The organism is Paraglaciecola sp., assembly GCF_039964565.1.
In the GTDB taxonomy this organism is placed as follows: Bacteria; Pseudomonadota; Gammaproteobacteria; order Enterobacterales; family Alteromonadaceae; genus Paraglaciecola.
Genome location: NZ_JBDVXF010000008.1, coordinates 19478 through 42300, shown reverse-complemented (window position 1 = coordinate 42300; position 22823 = coordinate 19478). Strand labels below are relative to the sequence as shown.

The 22823-nt window shown below is 40.0% G+C and carries 18 protein-coding genes and 1 other annotated feature; of the genes, 5 read left to right on the top strand and 13 right to left on the bottom strand.

Translation table 11 applies throughout. The features are described from left to right. Positions 1–15: 15 nt before the first annotated feature. Positions 16–915, bottom strand: a complete 900-nt coding sequence (gene hisG / locus ABJK37_RS04780) for an ATP phosphoribosyltransferase (RefSeq protein WP_348350672.1) — start codon at positions 913–915, stop codon at positions 16–18. A gap of 80 nt (positions 916–995) precedes the next feature. After that, positions 996–1111, bottom strand: a sequence feature (His leader region). 223 nt (positions 1112–1334) lie between these two features. Here hisG and ABJK37_RS04775 point away from each other — a divergent pair. Then, positions 1335–1652, top strand: coding sequence for a hypothetical protein (locus ABJK37_RS04775; protein WP_348350670.1), 318 nt, complete (start codon positions 1335–1337; stop codon positions 1650–1652). 131 nt (positions 1653–1783) lie between these two features. After that, complete coding sequence (locus tag ABJK37_RS04770) at positions 1784–2701, top strand: hypothetical protein (RefSeq protein WP_348350668.1); 918 nt, start codon at positions 1784–1786, stop codon at positions 2699–2701. A 46-nt stretch (positions 2702–2747) separates the two neighbouring features. Here ABJK37_RS04770 and ABJK37_RS04765 read toward each other — a convergent pair whose 3' ends face one another. After that, on the bottom strand, positions 2748–3278 hold the full coding sequence (locus ABJK37_RS04765; protein ID WP_348350666.1) for a cupin domain-containing protein: 531 nt from the start codon (positions 3276–3278) through the stop codon (positions 2748–2750). Continuing rightward, positions 3271–4320 (bottom strand): serine hydrolase domain-containing protein, encoded by a 1050-nt coding sequence (locus tag ABJK37_RS04760; RefSeq protein WP_348350664.1) that lies wholly within the window; start codon positions 4318–4320, stop codon positions 3271–3273. The genes ABJK37_RS04765 and ABJK37_RS04760 overlap by 8 nt, the downstream gene beginning before the upstream one ends. Positions 4321–4677: 357 nt before the next feature. On the opposite strand from ABJK37_RS04760, the gene ABJK37_RS04755 reads away from it, so the two are divergent. After that, entirely contained in the window at positions 4678–6066 is a 1389-nt protein-coding gene (locus ABJK37_RS04755; protein ID WP_348350662.1) for a diguanylate cyclase, read from the top strand. A gap of 122 nt (positions 6067–6188) precedes the next feature. Here the strand turns inward: ABJK37_RS04755 and ABJK37_RS04750 are convergent, their stop codons facing one another. The 7 genes from ABJK37_RS04750 to tsaA form a co-directional block, all read right to left on the bottom strand. Continuing rightward, positions 6189–6965 carry a PEP-CTERM sorting domain-containing protein gene (locus tag ABJK37_RS04750; RefSeq protein WP_348350660.1) on the bottom strand — a complete coding sequence of 259 codons (777 nt, stop codon included), beginning with the start codon at positions 6963–6965 and terminating at the stop codon, positions 6189–6191. A gap of 366 nt (positions 6966–7331) precedes the next feature. Beyond that, positions 7332–7640 carry a hypothetical protein gene (locus tag ABJK37_RS04745; protein WP_348350658.1) on the bottom strand — a complete coding sequence of 103 codons (309 nt, stop codon included), beginning with the start codon at positions 7638–7640 and terminating at the stop codon, positions 7332–7334. A 5-nt stretch (positions 7641–7645) separates the two neighbouring features. After that, a complete protein-coding gene (locus ABJK37_RS04740; protein WP_348350656.1) occupies positions 7646–7999 on the bottom strand; it encodes a DUF1428 domain-containing protein in 354 nt (117 codons plus the stop codon). A 256-nt stretch (positions 8000–8255) separates the two neighbouring features. Continuing rightward, positions 8256–9386: a patatin-like phospholipase family protein gene (locus ABJK37_RS04735; protein WP_348350654.1), complete on the bottom strand. Its 1131-nt coding sequence runs from the start codon at positions 9384–9386 to the stop codon at positions 8256–8258. An 11-nt stretch (positions 9387–9397) separates the two neighbouring features. Further along, positions 9398–10237, bottom strand: a complete 840-nt coding sequence (locus tag ABJK37_RS04730; protein WP_348350652.1) for an MBL fold metallo-hydrolase — start codon at positions 10235–10237, stop codon at positions 9398–9400. Between the two features lie 172 nt (positions 10238–10409). Beyond that, on the bottom strand, positions 10410–12125 hold the full coding sequence (locus ABJK37_RS04725; RefSeq protein ID WP_348350650.1) for a proline--tRNA ligase: 1716 nt from the start codon (positions 12123–12125) through the stop codon (positions 10410–10412). A gap of 89 nt (positions 12126–12214) precedes the next feature. Beyond that, a complete protein-coding gene (gene tsaA, locus ABJK37_RS04720) occupies positions 12215–12916 on the bottom strand; it encodes a tRNA (N6-threonylcarbamoyladenosine(37)-N6)-methyltransferase TrmO (protein ID WP_348350648.1) in 702 nt (233 codons plus the stop codon). A gap of 170 nt (positions 12917–13086) precedes the next feature. On the opposite strand from tsaA, the gene serB reads away from it, so the two are divergent. Next, the gene (gene serB / locus ABJK37_RS04715; protein WP_348350646.1) at positions 13087–14145 is read left to right on the top strand and encodes a phosphoserine phosphatase SerB; all 1059 of its coding nucleotides are present in this window, start codon (positions 13087–13089) and stop codon (positions 14143–14145) included. A gap of 14 nt (positions 14146–14159) precedes the next feature. Here the strand turns inward: serB and ABJK37_RS04710 are convergent, their stop codons facing one another. After that, positions 14160–15020, bottom strand: a complete 861-nt coding sequence (locus ABJK37_RS04710; protein ID WP_348350644.1) for a hypothetical protein — start codon at positions 15018–15020, stop codon at positions 14160–14162. Between the two features lie 11 nt (positions 15021–15031). After that, a complete protein-coding gene (locus ABJK37_RS04705; RefSeq protein ID WP_348350642.1) occupies positions 15032–17551 on the bottom strand; it encodes a PilZ domain-containing protein in 2520 nt (839 codons plus the stop codon). Positions 17552–17721: 170 nt separating this feature from the next. Here ABJK37_RS04705 and radA point away from each other — a divergent pair, with 170 nt between their 5' ends. After that, positions 17722–19086, top strand: coding sequence for a DNA repair protein RadA (gene radA, locus ABJK37_RS04700; protein WP_348350640.1), 1365 nt, complete (start codon positions 17722–17724; stop codon positions 19084–19086). Between the two features lie 45 nt (positions 19087–19131). On the opposite strand, the gene ABJK37_RS04695 is transcribed toward radA, so the two are convergent. Next, positions 19132–22512 (bottom strand): Ig-like domain-containing protein, encoded by a 3381-nt coding sequence (locus tag ABJK37_RS04695; protein ID WP_348350638.1) that lies wholly within the window; start codon positions 22510–22512, stop codon positions 19132–19134. Positions 22513–22823: the final 311 nt, after the last annotated feature.

Genomic DNA, 22823 nt, shown 5'->3' with positions numbered 1-22823 from the left:
TATTTTATGTTTGCCTTAAGACATCATCTTTTCAATTGGCATCACTAAAATGGAACTGCAACCCAAGGCTTTGAGTTTTTCCATAGTTTCCCAAAATAGGGTTTCAGGGCTAACTACATGGATTGCTACTGTATCGTCATTTCCTGCAAGAGGCAGTACAGTAGGATTTTCCGAACCTGGAAGTAAACTTTTAACTTGTTCTAAGTATGCTTTTGGCGCATGTAGCATGATGTACTTACTTTCTTTAGCTTGGGTGACACCATCCATACGGGGTAACATTTTGCTAATAAGCGCTTGTTTCGCTTCAGGCATGTCGCCGCCTCTTTGGATAAATACGGCTTTAGAGACAAATATTTCGTCGGCTTCTTGCAGACCGTTAGCTTCAAGCGTGGCGCCTGTCGATACTAAATCACAGATTGCATCAGCAACACCCGCTCGAGGTGCCACTTCAACCGAACCGGTTAACATGACGGTACTGGCTTCGATATTCTTTTCTTTGAAAAAACGTTCAAGCAAGTAGGGATATGTGGTGGCCACTTTTTTGCCTTGTAACGAGGCTAACCCTTGATAGTTCATCTCGTTAGGAACGGCAATAGATAACCGGCATCCACCATAATCTAGCCGTCTTAGCTCAATATATTCGGCTTTTTTACCAGCTGCTTGGCGTTCAAGCATTTTCTCTTCAAGCTCATTTTGGCCGATAAAACCTAAATCAACTACACCGTCCATGACCAAACCTGGGATGTCATCATCGCGTACTAATAGTAAATCTATAGGCTGGTTAGTCGAATGAGCGATTAATAACCGATCGCGGATCTGCAATTTGATGCCAATGGCCTTTAATAAAGAGATGCTGTCGTCACTTAATCGTCCCGATTTTTGTACGGCAATACGTAATCTATTGTTATCACTCATGTTTATTTCCAATCCTATTTAAAGTTTTTACTTAATTTGCAATTGTTCAGTGGCGCATTTAACCCAAAAGAGCGACCCAAAAGAAAAACCCCCGAAAGATGCCTTCCGGGGGTTTAGAGTGAGTCTGCGCCGCTAGAAGGAATCAATAGACCTTCCAGCAAATACCTGAAAGGCTAAGCTATATGATGATGGACGACTGCTTTCAAGGTAATGTTCATAATTGACGGTTCTTCTAAGTCACTGCGCTTCGATGGCGCATACATTATGCAATCGGTCTGATTAATGCAAGAATATTTCCCATTAAAGTAGAGGCTTTCTTACAATTAAATCAACTATGTTAGTTTACAAGTGCTAGATTGAATGTTTTGTGAACAATGTTGTCTTACTATTGCTAGGTTTTAGATAAATACGGAGACGTTATGACGAGTGACCTTTTATTTTCTATTTTGCCCCGTGAAGGCAAAGTACCTATTGCTCACGATAGCCAAAAAGTAGTGCAAATTGATAAGCAGGAAAAATTACGGGCTTTGAGTGATGAAGAAAAGGAGTTAAAAAACGAGGAAAAAGACGCGCGGAAAAAACAACAGCAGCAAGGCAATAACCAACAAAATCAAGAGAAAGTGCCTAATTCAGAGACGTCGGGTAAACCTGACGAAGAAAGTGTCGACGGCGAACTGAAAAAAGACAACGAACACAAGAAACCTAAAGGACCCAAACATTTAGATATTTACGTTTAAGTTGAAATGTTCATGTTGTACTACGAATATAATCTACCCTAATATAAGGTCCACAATTAGCGCGTCCAGAGCAGTTTAACCTCGAGATGAATGCAGATACCGCGATTTATTAATGAATAGGGAGGGGCGATATGTCGGAGTTTATTATTAGTCAAATGCATATCGAAGCGGCTAGAAATTCGACTGATGACTTTAATCTTTTTCATGATAAAAATCGCTGGCATCATATTCAATCCAATCCTTTTGAAGGGCCAATAGCCCTCGGTTTTCAGCTCGGGTGTTTTGTTGAAGATCAGGTTAATCGTTCCTCTAAAAATTACCGTCATTACCTTGAATCCGCAGGCTCAATGTTAGGGCATTTGGAACCTTTTAATTTTAGCCAGTATGAACTTAATTTTGCGGGCTCGGTTAAACCTGGTGACAATATTGAGTTGGTTGTGCGTGATGGTCGGTATTCAGAAGTATCAGGTATTCAGTGTTTTACCAATAGAATTGCTCTGAAAGCGAACCGCAAGACGGTTTTGCTCGGTTACAAACGTTATTCGAGTGAACACCTAATAAAAGGTGTTGTACCCTTACCTAAACTTAGTGAGGTTATTAATGGCAAAGATAGAAGTTTTATTGGCGTTCACCGATATTTTTTAAAACGTAAGTACATGATTGTTGGCAACGCCAAGAATTTTCTGGCGAGTGCTTTTGCCGAACAATCGGAGTATATAGACGAATTTGTCGATAAAGTGAGTTTCCCTGAAATGTATCCCTTAAGTTTAGTGTCATCAGCGTTACTTGAAAGAGCCAAAGCCGAAGGCCATAATCTGGTTGAAAAACCAATGATTTATGTGTCCCATAAACTATCAATTGATAGAGGGCTGTTAACTAAACTAAAAAGCAATGATGTGTTAAATATTCTGGTTAGCCCGCGACATTCCACTAACGATCAAAACTCTGACAATGTGACGCAATTTTGTTGTTGTGTGTTATCAAATCAACAAGTGTTATTTCATGCTGAAATTCAATTAGCGCCACTGTCAGCATTAATAAACCGCTAGTTTGTATTCGACGGACCGGTAAACTCAAGGGGGTGCTGAACTGAGGCTACTGATTTTTATTGGCCAAACGTTCAATGATTGTTTTGTGTTGCGGAAACTGTTCGAGTAATTCGTCTTGAGTGACTTCTATCATGTCTTGCATTTCCCACCCAGGAGCGACTGCTTCACTCACCAAACCAAAGGAGCCTGATGTTAGTTCTGCAGCTTTATAGGTACCGCCAGGAACAGCTAGCTGCAACTGCTGACCATTTAAAATATCAGGCCCAACCACCACCTTTTTATATTCACCATTTGGATAAATCATATGGTAAGTGATGGGTGCTCCCAAATGGTAGAATTCAATACCGTCTGAGTACTTAGTGTGAAAATGGTCGATATTATTGTCTTCGGTCAACATGTAATAGATGGCAGTCATAGTGGTACGGTCGCCACGATTAGTAACAACAGTATCTCGATGTTCGGCTTTAAAGGTTTGACGAAAATATCCACCTTCGAAGTGATGTTCTAAATTTAGTTTTGCTATCACTTGTTCTTTGGTCAGTGATTGCGCGTTGCTTGCAAAATTTTGATTACTCATTGGTATTATTTCTCAATATTTTAAGGATACGTGAATAGATGATTTCGGCTAAATTCCACTCATATCCATTGAAGTTGGTTGTATTATTAAATTGCACAACCACAGTGTCGATATCTTTATGGTACTCAGCAAAACTTTGGTAACCAACTAAAAGACCCGTGTGTTTGTATACGTATACTGAAGAATAGATTTCTTGCTCTCCTTCGTTAAAGACTGAGCCGTCGTTTAATGCCCGCAAAAATATTCCCACATCTTCGGCTGTGGCTAGCATTAGACCGGTATTTTCAGTCTTAAAATCTTTATCAATGCCAGCATAATAGCCACTCATTAATTGTTGTTTTTGTTGTTCATTTAATTCGTTAAGTGAGCCAAAGGTGTTTTTAAGGCCTAGAGGAAGCAGGATTTCTTGTTTGATATATTGCTGATGTGGGTATCCTACAACCTTATCAATGAGGTCAGAAATCAACATATAATTAGTATTGGAATAGCCATAACCTTTATCAGGCTCAAAGTCTGCAGGTAGGTCTAATGCGTAATCTAAGGTCTCTTGTTTGTTTTTCGGTGGTTTTATCCAGAAATCTGGGTGGTCTACGAAATTTGGAATACCACTTCGATGTTGTAACATCATTTTTAAGGTGATTTTTTCAGCGTTTTCAATCCTGTCCACAAGTTCTGGAAAGTATTCCGCCAGGGATTTATCTAAAGACAAACGTTCGGCTTTAACTAGTTTAGCCGTTGCCACTGCAACATATAACTTAGTAATACTTGCAATTTTAAAAATGGCTTGTGGGTAAGCCGGTATTTTATCTTTTCGATCATGCCAGCCAGATGCATAAAATTCTGCGGGCGTTCCAGCTTGGTCTACATACACAATAATACCATCTAGATCATAATTTAAGGCCTCTACTACTTGTTCTTGAACTGTATTAGGTAATGGCTGAATCCAAGCCCATACCAAAATCCAGGGAACGAAGAACATAGAGATAAAGGTACTAGAAAATAGTACGACTCTAAGAATTAGTTTGGTTTGATTTTTTTGCATACGGTCACAATCCTTACGGAGGAATATCCCAAATAGCCAGCCAAAATTTCTCGTTAGGTTAGCAGATGCGACGTCTAAAATAATTAAAGATGTAAAAAGTCCGTTATTTAAACTTTTGATTAGCTACGAGATATTCGCAATTTGAGGTTAATTGATAACTGCTCACTCAGCGAGTTATCAATACGGATTGGTATAATTAGCACTTTGGTATGGTTAATCTATGCTAAACACATCGACATAAGTTTTTTCTGAAATTTATTCTATGGTGATAACGAGTTACCCAATATGTTTTTCTAATCAATTACTGATTCGGCCTAGTACTTATGCTCAAGTGCTCCAGGTCAAGTAGGAGGGGAAATGCAAAAAATTAGTAACCTAAACACGCTAAAACTTTTTGAAAGTGCCCATATAGGTGTGGTGATCCATACTTGGGACACATCTATCGTTTATGCGAACCCACAAGCTCTAAATTTACTCAGATTGAGTTATGAACAAATCATAGGAAAGGATTCTTATGACAGTCAGTGGCACTTTATTGATGACCAATATCAAAGACTCGCTATAAAGGATTATCCAGTTAACCGAGTGGTAGCGGGAGACCGAATACAAAATAAAGTACTAGGCGTTATAGATGGTTCTAAAGAACGAATTTCTTGGTTAATGGCCAATGCCTATGCCGAACACGGTTTGAATGAATCTGGATTTGTTGTTGTCACCTTTATTGACGTGACTGACAGTCATCAGGGTTTTTCATTTGAGCAAATTGTAGAAAATGCCCAAGACATAGTTGTGGTGACCGAATCCGATAAATTGAAAGCACCTTTAGGTCCTAAAATTGTTTATGTAAACAAAGCATTTGAAAAACTAACCGGTTATAGCAAAGAAGAAATAAAAGGTGAGACACCGAGAATATTACAAGGATCCCTTACGGACAAAGTTGCCTGCAAAAAAATTCACGATGCATTGGTAGAAAAAAAGCCGGTTACCGAAACCTTATTAAATTATTCAAAATCAGGACAACCCTATTGGCTGGATATTAACATCATTCCTCTTTTTGATAGAAATGGCGACGTTACGCATTTCGCTGCTATTGAACGAGATGTCACCGAAAACCGCTTTCATCTTGAGCAACTCACAAAACGTAATGAAGATTTAAAACTCTTAAAAGACGAATTAAAACACCTAGTTGAGGAAAGGACGCGAGAATTGCAGCAAGCTAACGAAAAGTTGGCCCTGCTAGCGTATTTTGATCCATTAACACAAATACCCAATAGACGTTATTTTGTTGACCAATCTACTCGACTGATCCATTTCTGCCAACGGCATTCACATATTTTGGCGATCGGCCTTTTGGATATTGACGACTTTAAGTTGGTTAATGATAAGTATGGCCATGATTTGGGCGACGAAGTGCTGGGTACTTTGGGGGCATGTCTCAAAGACTTTTTCCGTCAAGACGATGCATACTGTAGGTGGGGAGGAGAGGAATTTGCGTTTGCAGTGGTATCAACTGAGCTGCAAAGTATTGAAAAACTATGCCAACGCTTACTTACTAAGATCAATGAAATGACAATTTCCAGCGATATTGGTGTCGAATTGAGTGTTAACGTTAGTATTGGTGTGTGCGTGCGTCAGGCGAATCCAAATGAACCTCTAGATACGTATATGAAAATTGCTGACAGGGCGTTGTATAGCTCAAAATCGAAAGGCAAAAACCGGGTGACATTTTCTACTGATGTTAAGTGAAATGTATCACAGAGGCTTTCTAAGCCGACTGGGTCTCTAAAATGCGTGGAAAGATAAGTTATCTTAAAAAGCACCTATTTTGAAAGGTGCTTTTTAAATTAATTATCGAGAGTAATTAAATGCTAACTTTTAAAGCGACGATATCCCCAACCCAAAAAAGCCAGCGCAAAAATAGACAATGTAGAAGGTTCCGGTACCTCTCTAATATTGCCCGCTAAATAAAGGTTATCATTAGCATTCACGCTGAGGTCGGCAATATCATATTCACCAATAAAATTAGACTTTGTATCACCAAATATCACGTTAAAGCCGAAACCACCTTGTGGAGCCCCAGTACCGACCCCTGAGGCACCTACTCCAGGTCCACTGAAAAGTACAACGTTGTTAGCAAAGTCTGCCAAAGTGACGTTCGCACCATCTTTTTGTAAATACTGACTATTTATGCTGGCTGTGCCGCTACCAAGTAACCAATCCAAGCTACCGGGATTATATTCAAATATTTTCCATTCATTGCGTGTTTGAAAGTCTGTACCCATGTAGGTATTTTCAGACGAAATGATAGCGTAGTTAGTACCGTCCGTTACCCATATATTTAGGTAAGGATGAGCGCCTGTAGCTCCGGGAGTGGTTGTCCAATTGGCAGAGTTAAACATATTTAATTGAAAACCATTAAAAGCCGAAGTCCCGTATCCTACTTTTTGGCCGGAACGTGGAGTGGCTGCTGAAAAACCGTCGCCAGCGGCATTTTCTACGATACTCATATCGACATCAAATGGAGCCGTAATAGTACCGTCATTGTTGCGAATATAGAAAGTTTCAAAGTCAATTACTGTAGCAGTTGCAGGCATTACTAAACTCACCAGAAGTAACGCTAAACAATACAATTTGGTTTTGCTCATTTTATATTTCCTTTATTTTTTAAGAGTGACCCTTCTTTAACAATACGCATCAAAACGGGCCAGATAAGTCAGTTACCGCGTAATTATTGAGTCAATCTCAACAACTACATGACCAAAATCTTGTAAGGCATTTATCGGGCCACTATTATATTTTACTTAGTTAACAATAATTTAACATTTGTCTTGTTCGCTCACACTTTTAAATTGTTAAAATTGCTGACATTCTCCTAGTCGACAATGACCAGCAAATGACTGCAATAGTAAAATTGAAACTGAAAAAATTGTTCAAGGGAGACGTACTTAAGCAGCAAATATCTAGCAATTAAACCGTTTATTTACTAACTTTATGAGCAGTCTGGATGTGAGTTATTTAAAAAAAGAAAAGGCTTCTTGTGGTACCCCATAGTGTTTTTTAATCCACTCAGAACTTCCATCATTGAATCCAATAAATTCTCTTTGTAACATGAGTTCATAGGTGTTATCTGCTACTTTTGGGAGTAGCAGAGTTTGATTGTTCTTGGGAAACAATTTTGTCTTTGCGGTTTCATACTCATCAATAGATTGGCGCAACTTTTTCCCTGCAATCCCTAGAGAACTGGACTGTATGTCTACAATCTCAAGCTCAAGTTCACTGAGCTTTTGGGATTGTAAGTTGTCTAAACCAAATTTTTGCATAACGACTAACTTTCGAGAAGGGTAGTGAAGCCCCCATAGATTAACCGTTTACCATCAAAAGGCATGGGGTTGTTTTCTTCAGACATTCTAGGATCTTCCATCATTGCCCCCCAGCCTGCATCACGTACCACTTTTGAAGGCCACACTACCCACGAGAATACCACAGTCTCGTTTTCTTTTGCCTGCACAGCTAAAGGCAAAGACGTGATCTCACCGTCAGGCACATCGTCGCCCCAGTTTTCTACTATTTGTAGTGCGCCATATTCTTTAAATACCACGGCCGATATTTTGGCATGTTCCCTATACTTATCTTTGTTTTCAGAAGGTACTGCTGCTACAAAACAATCTACATATGACATGTTTGTTCCTTTTTCGTTGAGTTGAAAAACTGACTATGTTTAGCTGATATAAAGACTTAACTGCATATCCTAGTTAATCTATTTGCTTAGTTATCATCGGTATTTTTTGGGATTCTCAAATCGATGTAAGATTACTATTTTGTTATTTTATTCAGAGCAGCCAAACCTGACAGGTTTGATTGTTTTGTTGCCCATAAAAATAGTACTACTAAGTAAGCCTGTAGCGCTCGTTAAGGCTTCAACCAAAAACACTATGTTATATAGACAAAAACTCCCTTAATTCATCTTGTCTAGCCAACCCATCCTGCACTCCTAAATCAATTAATTCGCGACAAAATTCTTTCTCAAACAATAGGTAACTTAACAAACTGGAGTCCGCTTTATCGTGTAATCCCATCATTCTTAGTAATATTTTGATCCCTGAAGGCATGCGATGAAAGTGTTTGGCAGCCATTTCGTTGAAGTTAACCGTTGGGTTGATGGCTAAGGTGTCGATGGTTTTTAACTGGGTTTGCTGCTGTTGTTTGAAGGTCATATGCGCGATGGTTTCATTAATGCGCGTCAGTCGTTCAAGGTCGGATTTTAACGTGTCAGCAAAAATGGTGTCGAGTAAGTGTCCAGCGATTGCGATACTACTAGGAAAGCGATTCATATCTACAAATCTAGAGGTTTTTTCAGGTTGTTCTACGCCGATGATAAGTATTTTTTTTGCCCCGAGATGAATCGGAGGACTAAGCGGAGACAGTTGGTGTACCGAGCCATCACCCAGAAACTCTCCTGACATTTTTACAGGTGGAAACAGCATAGGAATAGCGGAAGACGCAATCAGGTGCTCTGAATTTAGCGTGCAAGGTATACCGCGTCGTTGCTCTCGTTGCCAAGGTTCGATATCATTTTGCCCTTGGTAAAAACTGATCGAATCATGACTAGTGTAACTAGACGCATTTACGGTGATTGCACGCAAGTGACCACTTGCAATATTGGTATCAATTCTCTGAAAGTCTAGGCGACTTCTGATTAACCGTCTTAATGGTTGATTATTTAACAAACTAGACGGGTTTTTTTGATGTTGTTCGGATTGGAAACTACTTAAAAAATTCCCTGCTAAGTGTTTAAAAACGTCCCGAATGCCGCTATCGTAAACTTGCCGGGTATTAAAATTTTTCCATACCCACTCTAATTTTCTTAGGCCCAAATGGTAACATGACGCATAGCAAGCTAGACCCGTTGCATTGATGGCTCCGGCTGAATTACCGCATACTATAGGGAAAGGTATGCCTTGATTGCGGGGCAAAAAAGTGGCGATGGCTTTAAGTACACCTAGCTGGTATGCGGCCCGAGCTCCACCCCCTGATAATAATAACGCGTATTGATTACGTTCTGACAAAAAATGGCTTCCTATAATTTAAAACTTAACCCTTCGGCGGCAGCAAAGAGTTGTAAATCTGCTCCGCCAATCTCAATGATTTCTTGGCAGTGTTTCTCAATTTCGGCAATTTGATCATCAGTACGAATGTGGTCGTGGCTATACAATGCCATACGTTTAGCACGACTGCCCATAGCTAATTTTACCGCTTCTTCTGCAACAGAATGTCCCCAACCTGATTTAGCGGGCATATCTGAAATTAAATATTGAGAGTCATGGATGATAAGATCTGCGTCACGGCTAAATTCTACCCAGTCTAAAAAGTCGGTATTCTTTTTGTAAGGAGGGTATAACTCATTGTCAGTAATATAGGCTACTTTTTTACCGTCGGCTTCTATGCAAAATGAGCTACCGCTACCAGGATGATTCATGGCCAAACGGCTAATTTTAGCGTTGCCTATTTTCCAGTTAGTGACTTCTTTGGGTTGCGGAACTATCTGTATATTTGAGGGTAATGTTTTGTAATCCACAGGGAAATAGCTGCCACTCATTTGCTCCAAAATGGCATCGTTTGCGTCAAAAGTAATTTGTCCTGGTGTAATGAATATATTGCGATTGGCTTGGTAAATAGGGGCAAAAAATGGAAAACCCTGAATATGATCCCAGTGGTTATGGGTCAATAGAAGGTGAATGTCATTAGTTTGCTTTATAAGTTTCTGGCCAAGATTCTTTATGCCGGTTCCTGCATCTAAAATGAAATCAGTGCCGTCATCTAAACAAACATGCACACATGCAGTATTTCCACCATATTTTATAAATTCTGGGCCAGGAGCGGGGCAGGAGCCACGTACTCCAAAGAAGGTCACTTGCATTTATGTACTCATTTCTAAACTAATTGCATCCATGAGTTGAAACTTTATCACTAAAGCTATTTTGGATTAAGTATAAACTTATTAGCAAAGGTATGTATGTAAGTTTCTAAGAGCCTGTTTTATATAATGAAAAAGCGCCATAAAGGCGCTTTCTTAAAAAGAAATCAGGTTGTTAAATGTTAGCAGCAAACTCCGCACACTGTGCAATTTCTATTAATTGCTTTTCACCACTGCGACGATTTTTGTATTCTACTTTAGATTCATCTAGGTTACGCTCACCGATTACAATGGTGTGTGGTATACCTACTAATTCCATATCATTAAACATCACACCTGGTCGTTCTTTTCTGTCATCAAATAAGACTTCGACACCAGCTTCTAGCAATTGTGTATACAGAGCTTCCGCTACTTCTTTAACACGATGTGATTTGTGCATGTTCATTGGAATCAGGGCAACTTTAAAAGGAGCGATCGCTTCTGGCCAAATAATTCCGTATTTATCATGATTTTGTTCAATCGCTGCGGCGACAATTCGCGAAACACCTATGCCATAACAACCCATACTAAGTATTTTGTTTTTGCCGTTTTCGTCTAACACACCACAGTTCATTGCCTGTGAGTATTTATCTCCAAGTTGGAAAATATGACCTACTTCAATGCCACGTTTTATTTCCAAGGTACCTTTGCCATCTGGCGAGAGGTCACCTGCTATGGCGTCACGAATATCCGCTACTTGATACTCGCCGGCATCTCTTGCCCAATTCACACCAGTAAAGTGGACACCTTCTATGTTGGCGCCACAAATAAAGTCGGCTAAATGCGCGGCATCTCTATCCGCAATAACTGGAATAGTAAGACCTACCGGACCAAGAGAGCCAATGGTACAATTTAAGGTATCTTGAATTTGTTGTTCGCTAGCCATGGTTAGTGGAGCAAAAATACCGTTAAGTTTTTCTGCTTTAACTTCGTTTAATTGGTGATCACCACGCAATACTAAAGCAACTAAACCTTGATGGCCTTTTTTGTCTGGCTCAGCTAAAACAATCAGAGTTTTAACCGATTGCTCAGCAGGGATATTTAAGAAAGCCGATACGTCTTCAATTGTCTTTTGCTCTGGAGTGGCGACTTTTTCTAGGTTTTGTTTACCTTCAGGGCGCTCTCCTGTCGGGGCTAGAGCACTTGCCATTTCAATGTTTGCGGCGTAATCAGAGTCGTTGCTAAAAGCGATATCATCTTCGCCTGATTCGGCAAGTACATGAAACTCATGAGATGCACTGCCACCAATTGAACCATTATCGGCTATAACCGCTCGGTAATCTAAACCAATACGTTCAAAAATATTGCAGTAGGCTTGATACATGTTTTGATAGGTTGTCTCCAAACAGCTTTGGTCAATATGAAATGAATAAGCATCTTTCATAGTGAATTCACGACTTCGCATAATGCCAAATCTAGGGCGTATTTCGTCTCTAAACTTTGTTTGTACTTGGTATAAGTTCAGTGGCAGCTGTTTATAACTGGTCACTTCATTTTTGACTAGCGAGGTGATCACTTCTTCGTGAGTCGGGCCTAAAACAAAATCTCGGGATTGGCGGTCTTTTATACGCAGTAATTCGGGGCCATATTCTTCCCATCGTCCTGACTCTTGCCACAAATCAGCAGGTTGAACTACAGGCATCAATATTTCAATTGAGCCAGCTTTATTCATTTCGTCGCGCACTATCTCGGCTACTTTATTTAGAACACGTAAACCAGTCGGTAGCCAAGTATATAAACCGGCTGCTAACTTTCTGACCATACCCGCGCGTAACATTAATTGATGGCTAATGACTTCTGCGTCGGCTGGGGTTTCTTTTTGTGTGGACAATAAATATTGGCTAGTACGCATGAACGATAAATTCTCTGGGTTTGAAGTAAAAAACGGCGCTTATTCTAACAGCAATTATGACTAAATCCATGATTGTAATGGGGTTGAAATTAAATTTTTTGAATTGAATCTACAACATTTTGATGATCCATCACGCGCCATTGAATGTTGAGATCGTAGAGAGTCATACCGTAAGATTTATCGGAACGAGAATTTTGATGATACGCAGGGCGAGGATCTTGGCTGAGAACCTCCGAAATAAGTGACGTTAATGTAGGGTAGCGGGAAGTCAGTTGGTCGAGTTGTTCTTTAGCTTGGTTACTAAAAATGACAGTCATCAATTCCGGTTCGTGTTGCGCCATACCGCCTAATGCCTGTGGTTGGCTATCGGCGTAGGGCACATAGGGTTTTATATCCAAAACAGGGGTGCCATCTAATAAATCCACACCTCGGACAGCGAGTACAAGTTGTTTGTTTTTATAGCGAACCTCTGCAAATTCAACCACAGACATACCAATACTATTAGGTCTAAAAGTACTACGTGTGGCAAATACCCCTTGTTTTTGATTGCCACCTAAACGGGGGGGGCGAACTAAAGGAGAGTGACCTTTGTCGGCGGTTTGGTGAAAATGGAATAACAACCAAACGTGACTGAATTGTTCGATGCCTCGAATATAATTAGGGTCATTATACTTTTGATAAAAAGATATCTCTCCAATCGCACTCTTAGCCAGTCCTGGTTGCCTAGGTATGGCAAACTTTTCTTTATAGGGTGTACGAATTGTGCCAACAGGGTGAATATTGATGCTCATAAACGAAGGATGCTGCGCAGATAATTGGAGTTACGTGATTTGTATGGTTGCTGAAACTTGCTGTTTATTCAATAGATATATCCTAACTAAAACAAGCATAAGTGCCTAATAGCATTCTGCTATCTCATTGGATACCATGCAGTTATTCTGATTGAAAGGGTTGTCCAATAGTGTTTGAAATAAAGGTTACTGAACGTGATTTGTTGTCACATTTATATTTAACTGGTTTGATTTACCAGAAAGGTATGACAAGTTTTACCTTGTCTGGCGATACTTTATGTAGTGAACAGCCGCTACAAGGGGAGCAACTTTCCAACTCCACATCTACTTTATTTAGTGCCCACGCAAACCAACATAAATTGGTTGTTTTTACAGAAGGTCTGCATTTACAGCAATTATCTCTAGTAGCGCAGTCGTTATCCGGCTTTCTCGATATTGCTTTTTTTCGAGTCATTCAAGTCGAGGGGGTAAATGGTTTTGCTATTTGTGCTTTTGTTACATTAAAAACCCAAGATAATTTGAATGAACAATTGGAAATTGTCGCGAATCGCTTTTGCGTTGAACTCTGTTTGGCCGGTAACACACCACAATTAACTGAACCCGGTTTGTTGTTGATGGACATGGATAGCACAGTCATAGCGGTCGAATGTATCGACGAAATTGCCGAGTTGGCGGGGGTGGGTGAACAAGTATCGGCTGTGACGTTGCAGGCAATGCAAGGTAAATTGGATTTTGCGCAAAGTTTGCGTACTCGAGTTGCTTGTTTAGAGGGAGCTGATGAAGCCATTTTACAACAAGTCCGTGATGCTCTACCTCTTATGCCTGGCGTCGCAAACTTGGTTGAAATTTTGCAATCTTACAATTGGAAAGTAGCAATAGCGTCTGGTGGATTCAGTTACTTTGCTGATTATTTGCAAAATAGGCTAAACCTTGACGCTGCGGTAGCCAATGACTTAGAGATACAGGATTCAAAACTTACAGGTAAGGTGCGAGGGAGCATAGTCGATGCTAACGTAAAAGCACAAACACTAAAAACACTGGCTGATAAATGGTCTATTTTACCTAGTCAGACTATTGCCATGGGTGACGGAGCGAATGACTTAGTTATGATGAATGCTGCTGCTCTTGGTGTTGCGCTGCATGCCAAACCAATAGTGCGTCAGAAAGCAGATATTGCGATCCGTCGCGGTGGCTTAGATTCATTGTTGTGGGTCTTAGCTGCCCGATAAATTGCAATTGCTGTTTAGCGAGTTGATAACAAAGGTTCGCTTAGATTTACGCCTTGAGACATATAAATATCGTCGTACATTAGGCCGCCATTGCCGTAAGGCGTTTTGGCGGGGCCTGTATTAGTGATGGTCATAAAGAAAGCTAAAGGTTGTTCACGTTTCATTCTGAATTGGGCGGCTTCAAATACTTTTTGTTGCTGCTTAAATTCTCCTCCACGAATATAAAGATCATAACTTTGACCTTGTTCTTTTAGTGTGGCGTTGTTTATGACATACCAAAGTTCATACCAACTATTTTCAACAAGAGGACGTGCAGCTTGTTTGGTTTTTAGATGCTGTATTTTGTGATAACGCTTGTTGTCGCCCATCACCATTAAAGTGCCATCATTTTTGTAGCCATTGGATTCAAGTTTATCTGTGACTCGAAGCATCGGCTCAAAAGCATTGTAGTTTTGTTGCTCAATTTGTTTGGCTGATAAATTACTCAGACCAAATGAATGGTTGTTTGGGAAATATTCGACTTTAATTCGTGTGTAAAAGGTAAAGGTTTCACCCACTCCCACCTCTGTTGGAAGTTTAATGATGCTCATTGCCTTTCTATTACCTATTATGCCCTCCGCTGCAGGTTTTTTGATTAAATAATGATTGTTGCGGTGGGACTCTAAACGCACTTCAGTCACTTGAGGATTGCTAACAAAAGGTTGAGTATTGTTGTCAGTATCCATCATCAACCAATTAATGAGAGGATTGGCTTGTTCAAAATTGTCTACTAATAACCATTGAGATTGTTGAGGTAATAACTTTGGAGCGTGGCAATAAGAATCAAAAACCACAAGGGATAAAAACAACGCCAATATTGATCGGAAATAAGACATTTGTTTTTACCTTAGGTTTTCAGTAATTGCTCTATTCCTACTTGTTTTACTTTGTGAGTAGCGGGAGGTTTATGGTTAAGTAAAATAGCATTTTCAGAAAACTCGTAACGCCTTAACACTTCATCAGTTACATCAATAATATCGCCCATGGCTGATATATTCCAAAGCTGTTCTTCTAATAGTTTTGCTTTGTGTACCGCATAAACGCCAACGTAATTAAGTTCTGATTGCATGGTTTCAAAATCAGGTCTTCCAGTTCGTGCCAAGAATACTTTTACCGCTATAAATTGACCATTTTGTAATGCTTGGGCGACAAACTGCCTACGCTGTTCTGGTTTAGTAAACTGATCTACAAAATAACTGTTGATAGCGTCGCCCATTGCTTCTTTACTCGGATCGAAAGCAATAAACAATTCGCGCATTTCAGGGCGATCATTAGGTTTAATTTGTGCCAAAGTGTGACTGATAAAGTCGTGGCGTTTTTGTGCATTGCGAAAAAGTGGATATAAATTGAAGTGTTTAGGCTTAGCCTGAAAGTTGAGCAGCTGCGTTAACCTATTGCTATCGGTCGAGGTTGCGACCGCATCGGGTACAAATTCAACACCGTCTTTTCGTAAAAAGTAGGCAACATTAATCACATTCTTAGCATATATATTTCGCAACGCTTCTCCAATACCCGGTACTTCTTCTTCGTCACGATATGCTTTGAGTTTTGAGCGGTTAGATTTTATTAAGGCCTCAAAAAATCGTCTCGCTGTATTACTTTCTTCAGTGACAAAATTTTGCAAGTGCACCACATGTTTGTCTTTAGACAGGTTTCTAACGATGTACGGTAAATCTGTCAGTTCATATTTTGTTGTGACCGATTGCAACTGCGGAAAACTCAGATTAACCTTCGCTTTATCGGTTTGGTAGAAAGACTTCTCCAATTCAATTCGCAACCCTTGGGTTGATATATCTTCGGTGTGCCCCTCAATCACCACTCCATCAATGCTGACTTGTACCGCGGTTCTCAGTAAAAATCGTGTTTCTCGGCGCTGATTAAAATACTTAAAGCGATAAACTGTGACTACAGGGGGGGGGCGGTTTCGAGGATGGCCAAACACCTTAAGCTGTGCTAGTTGTTCTCGTTTTATTTTGAATTTTTGATAATGCTCGGTACTGATATCGTCGGTGACATTAGTTAACAGGGCCACGTGGTGGATGTTTTTTAACCGCGACATCAGGCGTGGAGAAGGCTTTTGGTTTTGTCTTTTTACCTTATCGTTAATCGAATTGCCTATAGATAACGGGAGATAACTCTGCTCTGGATCGACTTCGGTAAACTCTAATTTATAGATCCTCCAACTGATTTTGCGAGAACCATACCCCAAGAATAAGTTTTTTAAGTCAGGCTTAGCATCTAGCTCTGCATGGGTGGCAGAGTAAAAATAGACTTTTTCATTTTTAATATGGTTAAACACAAAAATGAACATTTCTTGGCGATTTTTATCAAGTGAAAGTCCGTGTTTGATGCGCTCGTCACTTAACAAGTAGCCGATTTTTAAATCTTGTAGTTCGTTTGCCCAATACTGAATTTCTTCTCTGTTGCAATCATTGGCCAACGCATATTTTGGAACGTATCGCTCGTTAACTTTTTCGATAAAAACCGGAATAGAGACAAAGCTGGGAATGTAATACTGTTCATAGGTTTTGTTCTGGATTGCAGTTATCGTATTGTCTAAGTTAACTTTATAGCGACGTTTATTGCCGTGAATAAAACGTTCAAAAAACTTATCAAAAGAAGGGAATGGGATGTCAAACTGGCGTTTTAGGTTTAATCTTTGATCGTCTTTAGTTCGCTCAATACTACTAATTATATAGGCAACACCTTGGCGTTTATCTAGCAAATACTCTTTCTCTAAGCCACGGAATTGAACGGTTAAACGTTCTTCAGGTTTTAACAAGTGTTCTTTGCTGGCTTTAACTTTTAATCCATTGACAGATACATCGATAGTTGTGGCTTGAATACTTTTATTTAAGTCGGTGAACATTTCGATATTGACCGAAAAATTCATGCGTTCTTCGCCTCTTTGGGCAAAACCTCCAAACTTTATTATGGGGGCTTGAAACTCTTCAACCTTGGGTTTAACTACAACCGGCTTATTACGCTGTGCTTTTGCTTCTTCTTGTTCTTTTTTATACCTTACCCGAAAGTTATTTTCGGTATTGGTAACGGCTTCATATACGCCTATCGTGTATTCACCAAAGATGCGTACTTGGCGTTCAAAGGTTTCAATGGCAATATCGTCTAAAGAATGTTCTTTGCCCTGATGCTCATATATTCTACATTTTCCGTCAACTAATCCACGTAAATCAATTAAGCGGATACAAGGTCGAGCTAAGCGCATCAGTTCCATTTTTAATAAAAATCGTTTTTGCTTTGATATTCCCGAAGCAACCTGATTCAATACTTGGTTAAACTCAGGCTCATTAATCATAGGCTTAAGTTCTTCGATGATGTCGTGGTATTCTTCTAGGTCTTGGCTCATGAATTCAAAGTAAACACATTAATATTGTTATGGGGTTAACGCTTATTTTATTGTTATCGGCAATCTTGCTAAAACTATGATTTATAGACGATATTATCCGTACATAAAATACGACAATCACCTAGTAAATATCAATTTAAAATTCAAACAATGAAAGATAACTATTAAAAATGGCTAAACGTAAAACTGCTTATGTATGCTCTGATTGTGGAGCTGAATATCCTCGTTGGCAAGGACAATGTAATGATTGTAATGCTTGGAACACTATTACTGAGTTTGTTGTGTCTTCAACAAGTCGCTCGAGTGGCCGAAATAGCGGTGGTTATTCTGGTCAAACTCAAGCCAAAGTTGAACCACTTGCCAATATTGATTTACAAGCATTACCTAGGTTTGCTTCTGGCTTTAAAGAGTTAGATAGGGTGTTAGGTGGCGGCATTGTACCTGGTTCGGCGATTTTAATAGGCGGTTCTCCTGGGGCGGGTAAAAGTACAATGTTGTTGCAGGTCATGTGTAAAATGGCCGAGACTAAAAATGCACTATATGTCACCGGAGAGGAGTCATTACAACAAGTTGCTATGCGGGCACAGCGCCTTAATTTAGCCAACGATAAGCTCAATTTGTTAGCTGAAACAAATATTGAAGTCATTTGCGATTTGGCTTTAAAACACAAGCCTGAACTGATGGTAATTGACTCGATTCAAGTTATGCAGGTAGCCGATGTGCAATCTGCCCCAGGCAGTGTGTCGCAAGTGCGCGAAAGTGCCGCTTACTTGACTCGGTTCGCCAAACAAAATCACATCGCGATGTTTTTAGTGGGTCATGTAACCAAAGACGGCAGTTTAGCTGGACCGAAGGTGTTAGAGCATTGTATTGATTGTTCGATGATGCTCGAAGGTGAAAGTGATAGCCGCTATCGGACGTTAAGAAGCCAAAAAAATCGTTTTGGAGCTGTGAATGAACTGGGTGTTTTTGCCATGACAGAAAAAGGCCTGAAAGAAGTGAATAATCCTTCTGCTATTTTTCTTAGTCGCGACGAATTGCAATCGCCAGGCAGTATAGTCATGGTTGTGTGGGAAGGGACTAGACCTCTTTTGGTTGAAATTCAAGCGCTGGTAGATTATTCGCAAATGGCTAATCCACGGAGGGTTTCTGTTGGTCTTGACCAAAACCGCTTAGCCATGTTACTGGCTGTGTTACATAGACACGGCAATGTGCAGATGAATGATCAAGACGTGTTTGCAAACGTAGTAGGTGGGGTAAAAGTAAATGAAACCAGCGCCGATCTAGCCTTGTTATTAGCCATAGTGTCGAGCTTTCAAAATAAGGTATTGGATCGCGAATTAATCGCTTTTGGCGAAGTGGGACTGTCGGGCGAAATAAGGCCCGTTCCTAATGGTTCAGAAAGAATAAGTGAAGCTGCTAAACATGGATTTAAGCGCGCCATTGTTCCCAAGGCAAACCTTCCCAAAAACCGCATAGCGGGCATTGAGATTATTGGCGTGTCGCGGCTATCTGACGCACTGGAAGCGTTTTAACTAAATATCCTTAATGGCAAGGTTAGTGTTTGAACGCTTTTTTCGTTATTGAGCAAAGTTAAATGTAATATCAAACCTAAATGAAGTATTGCTTTGTGCATCAAAAAATAGATAGGAAATGACATATATACTTGCTTCCACATCAGACTCCAATTCATAGCCAATATAATTAAACTCACCGGCCGTTAAATCACCATTACTCACAAAGGGACCCGAGGATATAGGAGACTCTGGAAAGTGAACGAATACATTATTATTGTTAGGATCTAAATATCCAAAATCTATTTGTTCAATACCAAACTCTCTATTGGTTAGATTCCGAAGGTATAAGTAGAAAATACTTCCTAATTTGAGAGTATTATCCTCGTAAACCACAGTCCCTTGACCAATAACCGAGAATGCATCAGTTAGACTATCAGTGCTAGAGAGTCCAGATCCTACCGAAAAATCACTAGAGTTGGCAGCTAATGAAATAAAGCCATCATATGAAGACGATAATGAATAATTAGCAGCTCCATTAGTAGTAACCAGCATAACTTCTCGAGTAGTAGTACCTTCGGTGATCGTTAGGCTAATCGGCGTGCCATCTGCTATGGTGCCAGACTCTGCATTCGGTACCAAAACTAAATTAATCTGTGCAGTATCATTATTATCATTCAAAATTATATTGGGTTGCACACTCAAGTTAAGCGCTTTAGGTAAATCAGGATCAAGAGTTACTTCAAGGGGGACAAGAGGTGAATCAATGCCCTGTAAACTAGCGGAAATATTAACGTTTCCAGCCGATAGCGCATTAACCTTGCCTTTGTCTGTTACGGTGTTTCCTATCGAAGCAATATTTGTGGCACTACTGATCCAATTTACTTGAGTTGACACATCTAGAGTCGAAGAGTCTGAGAATTGTCCTATAGCGTTCGCCACTACTGACGATTCTACTATTACTTGAGGGGTAGCAATATTAACTTGGATACTTGTTAGAACGGCGTCTGTGACATCAATGTTTATTTGGTCTGTAATCTCTCCTATGTTTGCAGATATGACCACTTGTCCAGGGGTAATTGCTCTAACTAAACCTGATTCTGCACCATTATTTGAAACCGTTGCTTTTACGACATCATTACTAATCCAACTCACTTGTTGACTAACGTCTCCTGTAGATAAGTCTGAGTATGTTGCTACGGCAGTGAGATGTTGAGTTATTCCGCTGGGCACTATTGTCTGTTCTGCTTGAATTGAAATACTCGTCAGAGTGGCGGACGAGACCACAATATTCCCCAATCCAATCACACCTTCTAGTTCAGCGCTTACAAGGGCTGCTCCTTCATTTTGTGTCAGCACAGTGCCGCTGTTTGCAGATTGCAAACTAACTAAGTTCGGGTGAGGTGAGTTCCATGAAACACTCGAAGTTAAATCAATAATTGACCCATCAGTATAATGGCCAAGTGCCTTAATTTGAGCAGATGTGCCTTTCGCTATTTCTTGATTAGCGGGCAAAATCTCAATACTACTTAAAACAGCGTCACTAACTGTCAGTAAGGTGGCTTGCTGAGTATTGCCTATAATAGCGGTTATTGTAGTGCTACCTAAACCTATGGAGTCAGCATTACCAGATGAAGATACTGAGTTGCTTACCTGTGCTGTGTCTTTATCACTTGATAACCAGGTGACTTCAGAAGTTAAATCCTGAACAGTTCCATCGGCAAATGTACCATGAGCGGTAAACTGACGAGATTGTCCAAGAGGAAGCGATGAATTAACTGGTGATACCGCTATCGAAATGAGTTCTGCACTAGTCACATTAATAGACAAGTCTGCTTGTTTATCAGCAAGATGGGCCGTAAGTTTTGTTGAACCCTGCATTAAGGCCGATACTGTTGATGAGCTTCTAGCGATTTCTGCAATTTTAGTATTTGAACTAGTCCACTCAACTTGGCTACCGACCTCTAGTTTAGTTTTATCTGAAAAGGTTGCTGTTACACTAACTGTTTCACTCGTACCTTTAACTAGAGAAACTACTGAGGGCGTAATGGCTAAACTTGTCAAGGTCGCAGCACTAACGGAAAAAGGTAAAGAACTAGTAATGCCTTGTTTACTTGCAATGGCTGATACGGAGCCTGATTGTAGCGCCGTTAGCAAACCTGTTTCTGAATCTATCGACGCTATTGACGCATCTGAGACACTCCAAATCACCTGGTTACTTAAGTCTTGCTCAGAGCCATCTGTATAGATACCTTTTGCTGACAAGGTTGAAGTCAATCCCGCTGCAATTTGAGAAGTAGAGGAACTGATTACTATTGATTGCAGCGTGGCCGAAGATATGTTGACGTCTAAGCTTGCGCTAATCTCTTCAATCTTTGCAGAAATAGATACCACCCCTGGAGTTTTAGCTAAAACTTCACCGGAACTTGTCACGCTAGCAATACTTGAGTTGGAAGAACTCCAAGTTACTAAATCATTCAAGGTTTCGTGGCTATTGTCAGTATATATACCAGTCAAACTTAACTGTTGAGATGATGCAATCGCTAACGTTATCGAGGTAGGGGAAATCTCCAATGCCCTTAAGGCTTTTACTGAAATGCTTTGTTGAATTGAAATTCCTTCGTATGTTGCAGTGACGGAAGCATTACCAGCTGAAAACGCGGTGATTAAACCTGTACCGGAAACTTCAAGTACGTCTGAGTTGGCTACTGACCATGTCACTAAAGTGGTAACGTCTTGCGTAGTGCCATTTGAAAGCGTAGTTATCGCAGTTAACTGAATTGTTTCTGAAATTTTAAGTGGAGAGTTAACAGGGGTAATTGATAAGGCTCCCAATTCTCTTTGTATTGTGATTTGAATTGATGCACTTACACCTTGCAAACTCGCTGTTATTGAAATGGTGCCCTCTGAAACCGCCAGAAGCGCGCCACTGCTCGAAATGTCAGCGATGCTAGGATCTGAAGACTCCCAAGTTACTGATGCATTCAACTCTTCGCTACTATTATCTGTAAATTGGCCAGTTACGTTGAGTTGTTGAGACTCAGAAATTGCCAAAGTACTTACAAGAGGAGAAATAACTAATTCAGTCAAAGCTTTGACTGTAACGGTAATCTCGTTTGATTGATCTTCATACGTTACCGTAATAGAAGTGGTACCTGCTGATAGAGTTGTTATCAAGCCGGAATTTGATATCTCAAGTATGCTGGAATCGGCAACTGACCAAGTGACTAATGAGGTGAGATTTCTACTAGAGCCATTAGAATAATCACCAGTAGTGGTTAATTGAAATGTTTCGGATACTGTCAAACTCGACTCTATCGCTGTCGTACTAATTGAATTTAAAGAAATAGGAGCAGTAACTGGATTAGAGCCTCCATCACCGCCACCGCCTCCACAAGCTGAAAGCAAAAGTATCGCGAAAAAATAGCTGAAAAATGAATAAAACACCTTAGTTCTCCTAAATGCTAGCATGTTGTAGAGACCTTAAACTCATTAGTTGACGTTTCGTTTATGTTATTTGGGATGATGGTATTATTTATCTCGCGATTGCGCACGAATTAAATCATGACAATAGACACTTACTTTATCCTGACTTTTAAGAGGGGGCTGAGTTTAATTGGTTTTAGTAAAACATAACGAGTCCAATAATTTATCCAATTCACAATAAATGTTTAATACTGACAAGCCAACGCAACCAATCTATTTCGGCATCCACCTTGAAATATTCGCATAAGTTGCAATTCAAAGGGATTGAAGTT